The organism is Cereibacter sp. Soil_C_27, assembly GCF_057657095.1.
Genome location: NZ_JBDGJD010000003.1, coordinates 274,202 through 289,055, shown reverse-complemented (window position 1 = coordinate 289,055; position 14,854 = coordinate 274,202). Strand labels below are relative to the sequence as shown.

The 14,854-nt window shown below is 69.1% G+C and carries 15 protein-coding genes and 1 riboswitch; of the genes, 3 read left to right on the top strand and 12 right to left on the bottom strand.

Annotated elements, in window-relative coordinates; translation table 11 throughout:
- Window positions 1-50 precede the first annotated feature (50 nt).
- From AC3A5Z_RS13375 to AC3A5Z_RS13365, 3 genes are read right to left on the bottom strand one after another with little or no spacing between them, the layout of a single operon-like run.
- On the bottom strand, window positions 51-2,237 hold the full coding sequence (locus AC3A5Z_RS13375) for a xanthine dehydrogenase family protein molybdopterin-binding subunit (protein WP_487519838.1): 2,187 nt from the start codon (window positions 2,235-2,237) through the stop codon (window positions 51-53).
- On the bottom strand, window positions 2,237-2,722 hold the full coding sequence (locus tag AC3A5Z_RS13370) for a (2Fe-2S)-binding protein (protein WP_487519837.1): 486 nt from the start codon (window positions 2,720-2,722) through the stop codon (window positions 2,237-2,239). Before AC3A5Z_RS13370 ends, AC3A5Z_RS13375 begins: the two co-directional genes overlap by 1 nt.
- On the bottom strand, window positions 2,719-4,116 hold the full coding sequence (locus AC3A5Z_RS13365) for a c-type cytochrome (RefSeq protein WP_487519836.1): 1,398 nt from the start codon (window positions 4,114-4,116) through the stop codon (window positions 2,719-2,721). Before AC3A5Z_RS13365 ends, AC3A5Z_RS13370 begins: the two co-directional genes overlap by 4 nt.
- 135 nt (window positions 4,117-4,251) lie before the next feature.
- On the opposite strand from AC3A5Z_RS13365, the gene AC3A5Z_RS13360 reads away from it, so the two are divergent.
- Together AC3A5Z_RS13360 and AC3A5Z_RS13355 are read left to right on the top strand one after the other, a co-directional pair.
- On the top strand, window positions 4,252-4,782 hold the full coding sequence (locus tag AC3A5Z_RS13360) for a hypothetical protein (protein ID WP_487519835.1): 531 nt from the start codon (window positions 4,252-4,254) through the stop codon (window positions 4,780-4,782).
- 129 nt (window positions 4,783-4,911) lie between these two features.
- Entirely contained in the window at window positions 4,912-7,068 is a 2,157-nt protein-coding gene (locus tag AC3A5Z_RS13355; RefSeq protein ID WP_487519834.1) for an esterase-like activity of phytase family protein, read from the top strand.
- A gap of 238 nt (window positions 7,069-7,306) precedes the next feature.
- On the opposite strand, the gene AC3A5Z_RS13350 is transcribed toward AC3A5Z_RS13355, so the two are convergent.
- The 3 genes from AC3A5Z_RS13350 to AC3A5Z_RS13340 are packed head-to-tail and all read right to left on the bottom strand — an operon-like array spanning window position 7,307 to window position 10,017.
- Entirely contained in the window at window positions 7,307-7,939 is a 633-nt protein-coding gene (locus AC3A5Z_RS13350; RefSeq protein ID WP_487520111.1) for a class I SAM-dependent methyltransferase, read from the bottom strand.
- On the bottom strand, window positions 7,936-9,168 hold the full coding sequence (locus tag AC3A5Z_RS13345; protein ID WP_487519833.1) for a BtaA family protein: 1,233 nt from the start codon (window positions 9,166-9,168) through the stop codon (window positions 7,936-7,938). The genes AC3A5Z_RS13350 and AC3A5Z_RS13345 overlap by 4 nt, the downstream gene beginning before the upstream one ends.
- Window positions 9,169-9,204: 36 nt before the next feature.
- Window positions 9,205-10,017 carry a UDP-2,3-diacylglucosamine diphosphatase gene (locus AC3A5Z_RS13340; RefSeq protein WP_487519832.1) on the bottom strand — a complete coding sequence of 271 codons (813 nt, stop codon included), beginning with the start codon at window positions 10,015-10,017 and terminating at the stop codon, window positions 9,205-9,207.
- 165 nt (window positions 10,018-10,182) lie between these two features.
- Here AC3A5Z_RS13340 and AC3A5Z_RS13335 point away from each other — a divergent pair, with 165 nt between their 5' ends.
- Window positions 10,183-10,437, top strand: a complete 255-nt coding sequence (locus AC3A5Z_RS13335; protein ID WP_487519831.1) for a DUF6522 family protein — start codon at window positions 10,183-10,185, stop codon at window positions 10,435-10,437.
- A gap of 25 nt (window positions 10,438-10,462) precedes the next feature.
- Here AC3A5Z_RS13335 and bluB read toward each other — a convergent pair whose 3' ends face one another.
- The 6 genes from bluB to AC3A5Z_RS13305 all read right to left on the bottom strand — a co-directional run bounded on the left by bluB (window position 10,463) and on the right by AC3A5Z_RS13305 (window position 14,789).
- A complete protein-coding gene (gene bluB / locus AC3A5Z_RS13330; RefSeq protein ID WP_487520110.1) occupies window positions 10,463-11,161 on the bottom strand; it encodes a 5,6-dimethylbenzimidazole synthase in 699 nt (232 codons plus the stop codon).
- 42 nt (window positions 11,162-11,203) lie between these two features.
- Window positions 11,204-11,383, bottom strand: a riboswitch (cobalamin riboswitch).
- Window positions 11,384-11,426: 43 nt separating this feature from the next.
- Entirely contained in the window at window positions 11,427-12,245 is an 819-nt protein-coding gene (locus AC3A5Z_RS13325; protein ID WP_487519830.1) for a cobalamin B12-binding domain-containing protein, read from the bottom strand.
- A 112-nt stretch (window positions 12,246-12,357) separates the two neighbouring features.
- Window positions 12,358-12,501, bottom strand: a complete 144-nt coding sequence (locus AC3A5Z_RS13320; protein WP_487519829.1) for a hypothetical protein — start codon at window positions 12,499-12,501, stop codon at window positions 12,358-12,360.
- Window positions 12,502-12,628: 127 nt separating this feature from the next.
- A complete protein-coding gene (locus tag AC3A5Z_RS13315; protein ID WP_487519828.1) occupies window positions 12,629-13,000 on the bottom strand; it encodes a response regulator in 372 nt (123 codons plus the stop codon).
- A gap of 1 nt (window position 13,001) precedes the next feature.
- Window positions 13,002-14,459 (bottom strand): sensor histidine kinase, encoded by a 1,458-nt coding sequence (locus tag AC3A5Z_RS13310; RefSeq protein ID WP_487519827.1) that lies wholly within the window; start codon window positions 14,457-14,459, stop codon window positions 13,002-13,004.
- Between the two features lie 153 nt (window positions 14,460-14,612).
- Complete coding sequence (locus AC3A5Z_RS13305) at window positions 14,613-14,789, bottom strand: hypothetical protein (protein ID WP_487519826.1); 177 nt, start codon at window positions 14,787-14,789, stop codon at window positions 14,613-14,615.
- Between the last annotated feature and the right edge of the window lie 65 nt (window positions 14,790-14,854).

Below are 14,854 nucleotides of genomic sequence, written 5' to 3'. Positions count from 1 at the left end.
CGCCGCGACGTGACAACGGCCCGCCTCGGCGGGCCGTTTGCTTTTGGGGATCAGGCGCCGAGGGCGGCCTGCACCCGTTCCTGCTTCAGCGGCAGCGCGGTCATCCGCACCCCGGTCGCCTGCCGCAGCGCATTGCCGATGGCGGCGGCGGTCGGGCCCTGTGCGGCCTCGCCGGTGCCGAGGAAGGGCTCGCCCGGGCGGTCCATCACATGCACCGCGATATTGTCGGGCACCGAGGCGAAGCGCAGGATCGGATAGTTCGACCAGTCGATGCTGGTCGGGCGGGTGCGGTCGAAGACGACCTCCTCGTAGAGCGTCCAGGACAGCGACTGGATGATGCCGCCTTCGGTCTGGTTGCGGATGCCGTCGACATGGACCGCCTCGCCGCTGTCGATGGCCGCCACCACGTCCCGGACACGGATGCGCCCCGTCTCGGGCTCCACCTCCAGCGTCAGCGAGAGGGCGAGATAGGCGGCGAGGTTCTTGTAGCGGGCGAAGGCGAAGCCGCGGCCCTGATTGGGCGGCAGCGGATCGCTGCTCCAGCCACCCTCGTCCACCACACGGGTGATGACGTCGCGCGCGCGGGGATCGTCGAGATGGCGCAGACGGAACTCGACCGGATCGGCCCCGGCCAGAAGCGCCATCTCGTCCATCATGCTTTCCAGCGCGAAGACATTGGCATAGGCGCCAAGCGCCCGCAGCGCCGAGACGCGCAGCGGCATCTCGGACAGGTGGTGCCAGAGCACGCGCTTGTTGGGGATGGTGTAATAGGGATTGGCGTTGCGGTCGCCGTTGCCGGCGGGGCTGATGCTCAGCTTCGGCGGCACGAAGGCGAAGGGCTGCTGCAGATGCTGGGCGGGCAGCAGGTTCTTGGCGCCACCGGGGCGGGTGGAGTGGCTGTTGCTCCACAGATCGAAAGTCCAGTCGCTGATGCGCCCGTCGCTGCCGACCTTGCCTGCCACGTCGATCACCATGGCCGGGCCATAGGGCTCCCAGCCATGTTCCTGCTCGCGCATCCAGTGCAGCCGGATCGGGCGGCCGGGCACGGCGCGGGCGATCAGTGCCGCATCGGCGGCAGCGTCATCGGCGCCGTTGTGGCCATAGCAGCCCGAACCCTCGACATGGGTCACGCGTACTGTCGAGGGGTCCATCCCCAGCATCTCGGCAATCGCCTCGCGGTCGGGATAGACGCCCTGAGTATGCGACTGCACCGTCAGCTGGCCGTCCTGCATCAGCGCGATGGCGCAGGATGGGCCGATGGAGCCGTGCAGCATGTAGGGCCGGGTGAAGGTGAGCGCGAGGCTGCTGTCGCCCGAAGGGTCGGGGCTGCCCGCCTCGGCGACGGTGCCGATCTCGCCCACGCTCGCGCGCTGGCTCTCGTGCAGCCGCGCCGGGTCGGGCAGCGTCTCGCTTTCGGCCCAGCGGGCGTTTTCGGCCAGCACCCGCATGCAGAGCACCGCCTGCCATTCAGTCTCGGCCACCACGGCGAGGAAGTTGCCGTCGCGCACGGTCGCGACGAATCCCGGCATGGCCTCGACGGCCGCGGTATCGACCGAGTCCAGCGTCGCCTTGGGCGCGGTGGGGCGGATGACGCGGGCGTGCAGCATGCCCTCGGGGCGCAGGTCCTGCAGGAAGGCCGGGGCGCCCGCCAGCTTGGCCGGGATGTCGACGCGCGGCTGGTCCCTGGTGAAGAGGCTCAGATCGCCCGCCTGACGGAAGGCGACATCGGGCCGCGCCGGCACGGTCAGATCAAGCCCCGCGGCAACTTCGCCATAGCCCAGGGCGCGCTCGGCGCCATGGATGCTGCCGGCCTCGAGCCGCAGCGTGGCGGGGTCGGCGCCGAGCTGGCGCCCGGCCTCGGCCAAGAGCAGCTCGCGCACATTTGCGGCGGCGTTGCGGATCGCCATGCCGCTGTTGGCCATCGACTGGCTGCCCGCGGTGAAACCCTCGTCGGGGGTGCGGGCGGTGTCGGCGGTGACGAGCTCGATCTCGGCGGGGGCGACGGCCAGTTCCTCGGCGGCGACCATGAGGAGCGCGGTGCGGATGCCCTGACCGAGCTCGGCCTTGCCGGTGAAGACGGTGATGCGGCCCTCGGGCGCGATCCGGATCCAGGCGTCGAGCTGCGGCGCGTCGGAGAGCGAGCCCGGAAGCTCCTGCCCGAGCGCCGGGATGGCGAAGCTGACGATCAGCCCGCTGCTGGCGGCGAGAAAGCCGCGACGGGAAAGTGGCAGGTCCATCAGTTGTCCCCTCCGGCATCGGCGCGCTGCATCTCGTCGCGGGCGCGGCGGATGGCGCGCAGGATGCGCATATGTGTGCCGCAGCGGCAGAGGTTGAACTCCAGCCCCTGACGGATCTCGTCCTCGTCGGCCTGCGGGTTCTGCGTCAGGATCGCCTGCGCCCGCATCATCATGCCGGGGATGCAGTAGCCGCATTGCGCGGCCTGCTCGGCAAGGAAGGCGCGCTGCATCGGGCCGGGCTCGTCGACCGAGCCGAGGCCCTCGACCGTCAGCACCTCACGGCCCTCGACAGTCAGCACAGGCATCAGGCAGGACAGCACGGCCTCGCCGTCCACCATGACGGTGCAGGCGCCGCACTGGCCGAGACCGCAGCCGTATTTCGCGCCGTTCAGCTGCAACTCGCCGCGCAGGACATAGAGAAGCGGGGTTTCGGGATCGGCCTCGACTTCGACGCCGTTGCCATTGAGGGTGAAGGCTGTGCTCATGGTCCGGTCTGTGCTCCGATGTTGTCGGGACCGCGTTCGATCCCATCTGCCGGGCGCACCGCGACATGGTGTGCGCCCGAGCGTGTGTCGGCCACCATCTGCTCCAGCCCGTCCCAGGCCGGGCGATCGCTGTAGGTCTCGCGCAGGTGGGTCAGCAGCGCCACCATGTCGGCATCCGACAGCACGCCACGGAAGGCGGGCATCACGGCGCTGGCCTGACCATCGGCAGGCGGCAGGCCGAACAGGGTGACGTTGACGATGTTCTGCGGGTTCTCGGCGTTGACGGCGGTGCTTAGGTGGAAGGACAGCCCGCCAAAGGGTTGCGGACGCCCCGCGTCATGGCAGGAGGCGCAGGCGGCGGCGTAGATCGTCGCGCCGCGGTCGCTGCCGGTATCGGGCGGCGCCTGAGTGTCGGCCTCTTGTGCGGTGCCCGAGGGCAGGGTGGTTGCGGCAACCGCCTCGCGCGCCGCCTCGGCCTTGGCCAGACGATCGGCATCCGGCTCGCCCATGCGGGCGGCGGTATAGGTGGCGATGGCGGCAACATCCTCGTCGGAGAGACGCCGCAGGTTGCCGGTGACTTCGGCCATCGGGCCACGTGAGACGCCATGCTCGGCGTGGTAGCCGTGCCGCAGGTAGAAGGCGAGGCCCTCGGCATCCCACGGGATCGGGGCGGGCGAGGCCGCGTTGATCGGATAGGCCGTCCAGCCCTCGGCCTCGCCGCCCGACCATTCCTCGTCGGCGATCCGCGCCCCGAGCGCATTGCGCGGGGTGTGGCAGGCGCCGCAATGGCCCAGACCTTCGGCGAGATAGGCGCCCCTGTTCCAGGCCTCGTCCTGCCCGGCGTCGGCGACATATTCGCCCTCGTCGAAATAGAGCAGCTTCCAGCCCGCCACCATCATGCGGATGTTGAGCGGGAAGGGCAGGTCGTTCGCGGGCGCCTCGGCCTGCACCGGCTGGCGCGTCATCAGATAGGCATAGAGCGCGCGGTTGTCTTCTTCGGAGACCTTGGTGAAGTGGTCGTAGGGGAAAGCCGGATAGAGGTGATAGCCCGCGCGGTCGACGCCGCTGTGCATCGCGCGCTGGAAGGCGGCCTCGCTCCAGCCGCCGATGCCGGTGGCCTCGTCAGGGGTGATGTTGGTGGAATGGATGGTGCCGAAGGGTGTTGGCACCGCGAGCCCGCCGGCAAAGGCCTCGCCTCCGGGCACGGTGTGGCAGGCGATGCAATTGCCGACGGCGGCGAGGCTTGCGCCACGCTCCACTTCGGAAGGATCGAACTGTCCGGGGTCAGGTTTGGCGACCGGGTCAAGTTCGGGACGCCAGGTGAGGGCAGCCGCAATGGCGGCGAAAGCGAGCAGCGAGACGAAAACCGCTGCAGTCCAACGTAGCAAGCGCATCAGATCCTCCGACCGACCTAACGCTGCGGCAATCCGAAGTGTTCCGGGTAAATTGCATTTTGCGGCGGGAACTGCAGGGCGGGGCCGGGGCTTTCCCCTCCGACCCTGCAGGGCAGGCAAGATGTGAGGACTGCGATGACAAGCGACAAAAGCAAGATCGTCAGCGACGTGGCGAAGCGGCATGACCTTTCGGAAGACGCGGTCGGGGCCTTGCTCGAGGCGCTGACCTCGGGCCACGGGCAGGCGCAGTTCAACCACCCCGAGCTTGGCGGCATGGGCCAGTGGTCGGGCAAGGGGAATGTGATGATCGGCGAGATGTCGAACTCCGGTCTGAAGGCCAAGGTGGATGCGGCCTGCAGCGATCTTGCGGACCGGCTTTCCGACGGGAGCCTCTCCGACAAGGCAGATGAGGGCGAGACCAGGGACAGCGGCTGGCCCGCGGAGCTGGGCACGCCGAGCGCGACCGGCAGCCAGAATGCGATGCGCTATGCGGTCTTCCCCGAGACCAACCGCCTTGCGGTGGAACGCGACGGGAAGGTCGAGGTCTATGACACGGGTGCGCACCGGATCGGCGGCGCCTCGCAGCAGCAGAGCGGCGGGCAGTCATTGTCCTTCAGCAGCCAGAACGGCCCGGTCGCCTTGTCGGATCTGAAAAAGCTGAGCTGAGCCCGGGGTTTGGCCCAGCATCGCCTTCGCTCGCGCTGATTGTCACAGAGCTGTCGTGCTCCTGTCATCCGGCTGTTGCCTCGTCCCATCAGACGGGCAACGGATACGATCCGGGTTCAGGAGTCACTCATGTCGACAAAGGTCATCTGCCTCACCTCGGTGCTGGCGCTCACCGCAGGCACCGCAAGCGCCGAGATGCATTTCAATCGCGTGTCCAGCTTCGCCACCCCGCTGAACGCGGCGGCGGGCGAGGATGCGGCGCGCCCCAGTTCCGCCGAGATCATCTCGGCCAGCGGCGACGGGATGACGCTGGTCTATACCGACAGCCCGCTGGGCGTGATCGGGATGATCGACATCACCGACCCGAAGGCGCCGAAGCCCCTGGGCAACCTCGACATGGGCGGCGAGCCGACGGCGGTGTCGGTGATCGGCAACACGGCCTATGTCGCGGTCAACACCAGCGAGAGCTTCACCAATCCCTCGGGCGTCCTGCGCGCCGTGGATCTGGCGACGCGCGAGGTGATCGCCTCCTGCGACCTCGGCGGCCAGCCCGACAGCACCGCCGCGGCCAAGGACGGCTCCTTCCTGTCGATCGCCATCGAGAACGAGCGTGACGAGGATGCGGGCGACGGCCGCGTCGGCCAAATGCCGGCCGGTTTCCTCGTGCAACTGCCGCTCACCGATGGCGCCCCGGATTGCGCCGCGCTGCGCAAGGTCGAGATGACCGGCCTGACCGAAATCTCGCCGGAAGATCCCGAGCCGGAATTCGTCGACATCAACGAACAGGGCGAGACTGTCCTGACCCTGCAGGAGAACAACCATATCGCCGTGATCGCGGCGGATGGCACGGTGACGGCGCATTTCCCCGCAGGCTCCACCGACCTCACCGGCATCGACGCCACCGACGAGAAGGCGGCGCTGCGCTTTGACGAGGAACAGTCGGCCCGGCTGCGCGAGCCCGATGGCGTGCAGTGGATCGACAACGAAACCTTCGTCATCGCCAATGAAGGCGACATGGACGGCGGCGCGCGCGGCTTCACCGTGATGAAGAAGGACGGCACCGTCGTCTTCGAGAGCGGTGCTGCCTTCGAGCATGAAGTTGCGCGGATCGGCCATTACCCGGACCGCCGCTCGGACGCCAAGGGCATCGAGCCGGAGGGCATGGAATTCGCCCGTTTCGGCGATGTGCCGATGATGTTCCTGCTGGCCGAGCGCGCCTCGGTCGTGGGCGTCTACGACATGACCGACCCGGCGGCGCCGGTGCTCAAGCAGATGCTGCCCTCCGGCGTCTCGCCCGAAGGCGCCGTGGCCATCCCGCAGCGCAACCTCATCGCCACCGCCAACGAGACCGATCTGATCGAGGACGGCGGCGTGCGGGCGCATGTCATGATCTACGAATATCAGGATGCGCCGGCGGCCTATCCGCAACTGGTCTCGGCCGATGACCAGCTGATCGGCTGGGGTGCCATCTCGGGCATGGTCGCGGGTGAGGGCGGCACGGTCTATGCCGTGAACGACAGCTTCTACGGCTTCCAGCCGATGATCTTCGAGATCGACACGACCCAGACCCCGGCGACGATCGTCAAGGCGACGCCGATCACCCGAGGCGGCGCCGCGGCGCAGATGCTCGACATCGAGGGCATCACACTGGACGGCGAAGGCGGCTTCTGGCTGGCCTCGGAGGGCCGCTCCGACCGGATGATCCCGCACGGGCTCTACCATGTGAACGCCGAGGGCGAGATCGAGGATCAGGTGGCTCTGCCCGCCGAGCTTCTGGCCGGCGAGACGCGCTACGGCTTCGAGGGGATCGCCAAGGTCGGCAACACCCTGTGGATGCCGGTGCAGCGCGAGTGGAAGGACGACGGGAAGGGCATGGCCAAGATCCTGGCCTATGATCTGGAAGCCGAAAGCTGGGGTGCGGTGCATTATCCGCTGACCGCTTCGGAAGGCGGCTGGACCGGGCTTTCGGAACTGACCGTGCACGGCGACCACGCCTATCTGATCGAGCGCGACAACCTGATCGGCTCTGCCGCGGCGCTGAAGCAGATCACCCGCGTGCCGCTGTCCGAGATGGTGCCGGCGCAGATCGGCGGGACGCTGCCGGTGGTGACGAAGGAAGTCGTGCGCGACCTGATCCCCGATCTGGCAGCCAATGGCGGCTATGTCGTGGACAAGATCGAGGGTCTGGCGGTGTTCGGCGACGGCACGGCCTGGGTCAGCACCGACAACGATGGTGTGGACGACAGTTCGGGCGAGACCTTCTTCTGGAGCTTCGGCAAGCTCTGAGTGCAGGCCGGAAACGGAGCGGGGCGCGGCAGCGATGCCGCGCCCCTTTTCATTGGGCGGATCGGTTCGGCGGGTCGGGATGGGCAGAGCCGATGGGTAGCCCGGGTCCACAGCGACAGTCGCGGTGCGGACGACGCCCTGACGAGACCTTCCTTCAGGGCTTCGGCATACTTCCAGGGGGCGAAACGGATCGGGGCGCGGCAGGGATGCCGCGCCCCTTCTCGGTGATTGGATCGGTTCAGCGGCTCAGGACGGCCTGACGGGCATAGCCGCGATAGAGATCGGCGGAGCGCGCCCGGCCGCCCACGGCCTGTGCCGTCGCGGCCAGCGCCATCGGCAGATCGGGTCGCGGGGTGACGTGGAACTTAGCCAGCCAGCCATGCAGCCCGGCGCGGAACCAGCCCGGCAGCCCGGCCTGCGTGCCGAAATCGACGATGTGCAGCTCGCCCCGCGGCGCCAGATGCGATGCCGCATGGCTCAGCGCGCGGCGCCAGTCGGGGATCATGGAGAGCGAATAGGAGAGCACGATCCGTTCGAACTGCCGCACACCGAAGAGTGCCTCGGCATCGAAGCTGCAGGCGTCGCCGAAGGCGAGCGTCGCTGTCTCGCCCAGGGAGAGCCGGGCCGAACGCAGCATCTCGGCCGAGATGTCGAGCCCGTAGAGCAGGGCATCGGGATGCTGGCGCTGGATCAGGCGCAGGTTGCGCCCGGTGCCGCAGGCCAGTTCCAGCACCCGCGCGCCGGGCGGCGGGGCCAGATCGGCGATCAGCCGGTCGCGGCCGAGCAGATAGTAGCGCCGGGTCGCGTCGTAGATCAGCCGCTGATGCCGGTAGGTGCGATCCATCAGATGCGCATGGCTCAGATCCATCAGCGCCTCCGGTAGACGTGGAACCCGCCGTAGATCGCCGAGCGGTCGGAGCGGAAGCCGGTCTCGGAGGCCGCGCAGTCGTAGGTCCAGCGCCCGAGGATGTCGGCCCGCACCCGGCCCGGCAGGATGTCGGTGGCGCCGCCGGTGCGGAAGATCACGGTGGCGCCCGGGGCTGCCGTGCGGGTGATCTGGCGCCAGAGCGCGCCCAGCTGTTCGTCGGTCATCCAGTCCTGCGCGTCGAGCAGGCTGTAGCCATGTGTCGAGGCCTCGGGCTCGTCGGCCAGCGCATCGGTCAGCGAGCGGTTCACCAGCCGTGCCCGGCCCGCCGCATCGCGCAGCGTGTCGAACTGGTCGGGCTGCAGATAGGGCGGCAGGGCGCGTGGCGCCTCGGGGGCATAGCCGCGGTGGAAGGCCTGCCAGGCGAAGTAGTTCTCGGAGAGCGGGAAGCGGCAGACCAGCCGCCGCAACCGCTCGCGCAGCACCGGGATCACGTCGCCGTCGCCATCGGCGGCGAGCTTGTCATATTGCGCGGGCGGGATGCCCAGCCCGAAGAGCGAGGCGCGGCGGCGGGCGAGGAACTGCACCGCCCAGGTGTCGAAGAGCGGCGCGAGCTTGTCGTCGAAGAAGCGCTGCTGCTCGGCAAGGGTCTGGCAGGCCAGAAGCGGGCGGAAATCCACCCCGCCGAGCCGGGCCACCACATGCGCGGCGCCGATGAAGCGGCCGAGCAGCCCGTGGCGATGCACGCCCTTGGTGAAGACCTCGATCCGGCGATGGCCGAAGCTGCCCGCCTCCCAATAGGCGCGCGTCGCGGGGTCGAGATGCGGCGCCACATGCAGATCGTAGCTGCGCAGGTTGGAGGCGCGGTCGGCATGGCCGAAGAGATCGTAGAAGCGGGCGTGGTCGGGCATGTGCTGCGCCGCGGCCAGCTTCAGCCGCCCCAGCGCCACATGCGCGGGCGAGAGATCGACCGCCAGCAGGGAGGCGGGGCCCGCGGTGAGATAGGACATCATGTTGCAGCCGCCCGAGGCGATGCAGACGAGATTGTGGTCGGGCCGGATCGCCAGCGCCGTCATGTCGGTGACGGGATCCTCCCAGATCTGGGTATAGACCATGCCGTGGAACAGCCGCGAGAACAGCCGTTCCAGAAGGCCCGTCGGGCTCAGCGAATGGTTCTGGTGGACGGCGGAGCCGATCTGGGCGGGGAAGGGGACGTCTGGCGCAAGGTGCAGCACGGGGGACACTCCGGGAGGGAACACGGTTGCGGATGTCTAGCGGCGGAACGCGACGCTTGCGTGACGCGGCTCGGGGTCAGCGAAGACCGGCGCAGGCTCGGGGGCGGCCTCGAGCAGGCTGAAGCTGCCCGCGTCGTCCTCGGCGATGGCGGTGAAACTGTCGACCCAGTCGCCGCAATTGGCATAGCTGAGCCCGTGGTCGTCATGCAGCGCGGGCTTGTGGAAATGGCCGCAGATCACCCCGTCGCAGCCCGCCGCCCGCGCGCGCGCCACCAGCCGGATTTCGTAGCCGGTGCCGAGCGCCATCGCCGAGTTGACAGCTGACAAAAGCGCCTCGATCAATCCGCGCCGGTCGGGATCGACGCGGCGGCGCAGGCGCTTCAGCCGGTCGTCGAGATGGCGCAGCGCCCAGTCAATGCGGCTGCCGATCCGGGTCAGGATATGCCAGCGCAGGAAGCGCGCGTCGCAGACATCGCCATGCAGCACCAGCCAGCGCCGCCCGTCGGCGGCCTCGTGCACCACCTGCTCGGCCACCTCGATCCGGCCGAAATGCGTGCCGCGATAGAGCCGCATCGCTGTGTCGTGGTTGCCGGTCAGGTAGAAGAGCTGCGCGCCTTCCTGCACCCGGCGCAACAGCAGGGCGAGGATCTCGTCATGCACCTCGGTCCAGTGAGGGAAGGGCGGGTGCCAGAGGTCGAGCACATCGCCGACGAGATAGATCTCGGCGGCGGTGTTGTGCTCGAGGAAGTCGAGGATGCGCTCCGGACGGCAGCCCCGCGCGCCCAGATGCAGGTCCGACAGGAACAGGCTGCGGTGACGGTGCGGTTGGCGCGGGACAGGTTGCGGCATGAAGCGCTCCTCGATGGCATCGCCCGACGCGGGGCGTCTTGCTGCGCTATGCCAAAGCAAGGCCACGATTTTATGACTGCGGCCTGCGACAGGCCGCCCGGCCTTGTGCCCGGGCGCTTTCCCGCGCAGGCTGACGGGCTCGGGCGAGGCAGGAGAGGCGGGGCGATGCGGCTGGAAGTGGTGGCGGGCCGGGTGACGGTGGAGGCCGAGGATCTGGCGCCGCTTCTGGGGCTGGCTGCGGCGGATGTGCCGCGGCTGATGCGCGAGGGCCGGATCACCGGGCTGGTGGAAGAGGGGCGCGACGCCGATGCGGGCCGGACCCGGGTGACGTTCCGCTACAAGGCGATCCGGTTGCGCTTCACGCTGGATGCCTCGGGCGCCATCCTGTCGCGGAGCCGGGTGGAGGGGGCGGCGCGCTGAGCCGCCCCGTCGAGCTTGTCCGCGCTCAGTCGCCCTGCCAGCCGTCCTCCATCACCAGATCCTCGAGCGGCAGGCGCTGGCGCCAGCCCTTCAGCGCCAGCTCTGGCGCGGCGTAGAACTGGTCGACATGGCCGATGCAGAGATAGGCCACGATCTTGATCCGCTCGGGCAGGCCCAGCACGGCGCGCAGGTCGGTCTCGTGATAGATGCTGACCCAGCCGACCCCCAGCCCCTCGGCCCGGGCGGCGAGCCAGAGGTTCTGCACGGCGCAGACGCTGGAATAGAGGTCCATCTCGGGGTTGTGGGTGCGGCCCAGCACCACCGGGCCGCAGCGGTCGCGGTCGCAGGTGACGCAGATGTTGAGCGGCGCCTTGAGGATACCCTGCAGCTTGAGCGCCCGGTAGGTGGCCTGCTTCTCGTCGGGAAAGAGCTGGGCCGCCTCGTCATTGGCACGCTGGAAGGCCGCATGCACCTCGGCGCGGCGGGCGGGATCGCGGATCAGGATGAAGTTCCACGGCTGCATGAAGCCGACGGAGGGCGCCAGATGCGCCGCCTGCAGCACCCGGTGCAGCCGCGCGGGGTCGATCGGGTCGGGCAGGAATTCGTCGCGCACATCTCGCCGCTCGGCGATGATGTCGTAGAGCGCCTGCCGTTCGGCGTCGCTGAAGGCGCGGGCGGGCTGGGGGCGCACCTCGGTGCAGGCAGGGGGCGGGGTATCCGGCATGATCCAGACCTCCTTCATGGACGATCCGCCGCAGTCCACGCGGCAGAACCTCGTTGCCGGGCCGGTCTTCTGGCTTCGGATCGTCTGCCCCGCGCGCCTTCGCGGAAAGATCCAGTGGCCTTCTGCCCGGGGCATCACCGTTACAGCGGCGGGCCCACGCCGGAGTCGCACCGGCTTCCCGATTCTCCGCCTCGCGGCGGCACCCGGCAGGGATGGGAAACCAGATGCCGGGCGGGCGCGCAAGCCCGCTCTGGTCGCGAACGCCTCAGCGCGGCGGTGAAAGCAGCGCCTCCATCCCGTTGAGCGCGGTCGTCATGTCGTTGGCCATCGCCTCGGGATGCAGATGGGCGACCATGCCCGCGGCATCGGTGACGATCTGGCCGCAGACCATGACCCGCGCCTCGGGACAGGCGATGCGGATCGCCACGAGCAGCCTGCCCAGCGGCAGGAGGCTGCGCGGACCGCTGGCGGAAAGGCCGAAGACACGCCGGCCGCTGGCGCAGAAGCGCTCGATCAGCGCTTCGTGCGGCAGGCCGAGCAGCAGGTCGACCTCCCAGCCCTCGCGGCGGAAGAGGTCGGCGGCCATGGTGACGCCGAGCGTGTGGGTCTCGCCGGGCACGGCGGCGAAGACGGCGGCCTTGTCGGTGACGGGGAGCGGGGCGGCCAGCACATGCCGCAGCCCGCGCATGATGGCGTAGATCCGGCTGGAGGCGATGGTGACCTGCGCCGAGGGCACCCGGTCCTCGTCCCACCACTGCCCCAGCCGCCGTGCCGCCGAGGCGAGGTAGGCGAGGTAGATCACGTCAATTCCGGCGCCCTCGCGGCGGATGGTCTCGATGAACCGCGCCCCGGCATCGGCATCGGGCGAGATGAGCGCGGTGCAGAGCGCGTCGATTTCTTCCGCGGTCGGATGGGCGACATCATGGGCGGGCAGGTCGCGCGCGCGGCTGGCAAGGCGGCTGACGACCTCCTGTGCGAGCGAGAGGACGGCATCGGCGGGCAGGGCGGACTTGAAGGCGGCGAGGCCGAGATGCGAGCGCTCGAAGAGAGGGCGGTCGAACGGCCCGTGATGTCCCGGAGTCATGCCACGCTCTCCCCCCGGGATCCCCGCCTTCCGCATCCTCGCGCCCCGGCTCAAGCCTCGGCCAGAAATGCAGAGTCTGTCAATCATGGTTTGGGCCCCCGGAACGGTGAGCTCAGCCCTTGATGGCGGCGACGCGGCGGCCGCGCATCACCCGCGCGCCGTCGCGGATGGTGACGAGCCCGGTCAGGGGGTCTTCGGCGATGACGATGCCATGGGCCGAGATATAGGCGGAAATCTGGATGGTCGCATGTTGCATGATCTGGCTCCTCGCTGCGGATGACCGGCACCGGAGGGTGCGGCAGGCAGGGAGGACGATGCGGGCAGGAGGGCCGGGCCGCCTTGACCCAGATCAGTCAAAGCTGCGACCAAAAGTCATCAATACCTCAGTCGATCAGCGCCATCCGCTGCAGCACGCGCAGCAGCCCGGCCTCGGTGACGGGCTTGGCGATGAAGGAGGCGCCGCGCGCGAGGCACTCGGGGTCGGGGGCGTGGCGGCCCGAGATCACGAGGATCTTGCAGGCGGGCCAGCGCTCGGCCACCACGGCGGCTAGGCCGAGCCCGCTCATCGAGCCGGGCATGTCGATGTCGGTCAGCAGCGCCGAGATCTCGCTGCGCCGCTCCAGCACCAGCAGCGCCTGATCGGCATTGCTGGCCTGCAGCACGATGAAGCCCAGATCGGACAGCTGGTCGGCCAGATCGAGCCGGATCAGCCCATCGTCCTCCACCAGCAGCAGCGTCGTCTCGGCTCCGCGCACCTCAATGCTCCTTCTGGAAGGTGGCGAGATCGCCGGTGATGTGGCAGCGCAGGCCGTGGGGCCGGTAGTCGAGCACCACTTCGCAATCGGCGGTTCCGGCCAGACCGGCCCGGATCAGCCGCGCACCCGCCCCTTCGAGCGGCGCGCCGGTGACGCGGGGGCCGCCGCTTTCCTCCCAGGTCAGCTCGAAGCACCGGCCGCAATGGGTGACCTGCCAGTCGAGTGCCACGCGGCCTTCGCAGCGCGACAGCGCCCCGTGCTTCCGGGCGTTGGTGGCCAGCTCGTGCAGGATCAGCGACAGCGAAAGCGCCGGGCGCGAGCCGATCTTGAGGTCGTTGCCCGAGACGCTGACGCGCGGCGACACCGGATCGTCGTGGATCGTCAACATGCCCTCGACGATGTCGGTGACATTGGAGGCGCCGACCCCGCCGCGCACGATGGCGTCATGCGCCTCGCCCAGCACCGAGAGCCGTTCCGACAGCATGCGCCGCGCCGTCCGCATGTCGGCGCTGCCGCGCAGGGTCTGCGAGGCGATGGCCTGCACCATCGCCAGCTGGTTCTTCAGCCGGTGGCCGAGCTCGTGCGCCAGCAGCTCGCGGTGACGTTCCTCGGCAAGGCGGTCGGTCACGTCCTGCGCCTGCACGAGGATGCCGATGATCTCGCCCTCGTCGCTGGTCATTGGCTGATAGGTCAGGTCGATCAGCCGGTCCTGCACCTCGCCCGCCGGGCCGCGGTTCAGCGCGATGGGCACGGCGCGGGCGGCGAAGGGGGCGCCGGTCTGGTAGACGCCATCGAGCAGCTCGATGAAGCCCTGCTGCACCACCTCGGCCACCGCCTCGGCCACGGGCTTGCCGATGATCTCGCGGCTGGCGCCGATGAGGGCGAGGTAGCCCTCGTTGACATAGTCGAAGATGTGCTGCGGGCCGTTCAGCATGGCGATGCCGCCGGGCGACAGTTCGAACACCCGGATGAAGCGGTCGCGCTGGCTGAGGGCGGCGCGGCGCTTCTTCACCTCGGCGGTGGTCTCGGTGCAGGCGCAGAACATGCCGAGCACCTCGGCATCGGCGTTGCGGACCGGAGTGAAGGAGAAGGCGAAATGCACCTCTTCGGGCTGGCCGTTGCGATGGATGATCAGCTCGATATCGGTCATCGAGGTGCCCTGCCCGGCGTAGGCGGCGGACATGATCGGGTCCAGCCTGTCCCAGACGTCGAACCAGATCTTTTCCAAGCCGAGGCCGAAGGCCGCGGGGTGACGCTCGCCGCAGATCGCGGCATAGCCGTCATTGTAGAGCGCGATCCTCTGCGGCCCCCAGACGACCACCATCGGCTGCACCGACCCCAGCATCACGCCGACCAGAGTTCTCAGCTCGGCTGGCCAGTCGGCTTGCCGTCCGAGAGGCGAGGCCGCCCAGTCGGTACTGCGCAGTAGATACTCGCACTCACTTTTATTGGATGACATGAAACTCTGGGTCCTCTCCCGGACCGTTGCCGGTCCGGAGCATACTGCCGCAAAGGCGAACGAGCGAGCGGCGCCTGAGGTTCCGTGAGTGCGACCGTTGCCGGCAATAAGGTGCCGGCGGATGCGGGCGGGGTGGGGGCGTCGTGGAAGGCTTCAGGCGCGCGCGGTGCCGAGGAAGGCGATCAGGCCGCCGAGATGGGCATAGGCGGCGGGATCGTGCTGCATCAGCACCCGGCAGGCCTCGATCAGTTCGGCATCGCTGTGCTGGCCGATCTCGGCAATCGTCGCCCGGGCCTTCGCGATGGGATCAGTGACCACAAAATCCAGCATGTTCGGTCTCCATCATGTCTGTTGTGCTGCCCGGAGGCTGCGGCTGGCGGGATGCGCCAGTGCCG

Coding starts and splice junctions, on each gene's coding strand:
- AC3A5Z_RS13360 (WP_487519835.1), top strand. CDS start 4,252: ATGACAAGCGACAAAAGCAAGATCGTCAGCGACGTGGCGAAGCGGCAT.
- AC3A5Z_RS13375 (WP_487519838.1), bottom strand. CDS start 2,237: ATGGACCTGCCACTTTCCCGTCGCGGCTTTCTCGCCGCCAGCAGCGGG.
- AC3A5Z_RS13320 (WP_487519829.1), bottom strand. CDS start 12,501: ATGCAACATGCGACCATCCAGATTTCCGCCTATATCTCGGCCCATGGC.
- AC3A5Z_RS13370 (WP_487519837.1), bottom strand. CDS start 2,722: ATGAGCACAGCCTTCACCCTCAATGGCAACGGCGTCGAAGTCGAGGCC.
- AC3A5Z_RS13335 (WP_487519831.1), top strand. CDS start 10,183: ATGCGGCTGGAAGTGGTGGCGGGCCGGGTGACGGTGGAGGCCGAGGAT.
- AC3A5Z_RS13325 (WP_487519830.1), bottom strand. CDS start 12,245: ATGACTCCGGGACATCACGGGCCGTTCGACCGCCCTCTCTTCGAGCGC.
- AC3A5Z_RS13305 (WP_487519826.1), bottom strand. CDS start 14,789: ATGCTGGATTTTGTGGTCACTGATCCCATCGCGAAGGCCCGGGCGACG.
- AC3A5Z_RS13340 (WP_487519832.1), bottom strand. CDS start 10,017: ATGCCGCAACCTGTCCCGCGCCAACCGCACCGTCACCGCAGCCTGTTC.
- bluB (WP_487520110.1), bottom strand. CDS start 11,161: ATGCCGGATACCCCGCCCCCTGCCTGCACCGAGGTGCGCCCCCAGCCC.
- AC3A5Z_RS13355 (WP_487519834.1), top strand. CDS start 4,912: ATGTCGACAAAGGTCATCTGCCTCACCTCGGTGCTGGCGCTCACCGCA.
- AC3A5Z_RS13365 (WP_487519836.1), bottom strand. CDS start 4,116: ATGCGCTTGCTACGTTGGACTGCAGCGGTTTTCGTCTCGCTGCTCGCT.
- AC3A5Z_RS13310 (WP_487519827.1), bottom strand. CDS start 14,459: ATGTCATCCAATAAAAGTGAGTGCGAGTATCTACTGCGCAGTACCGAC.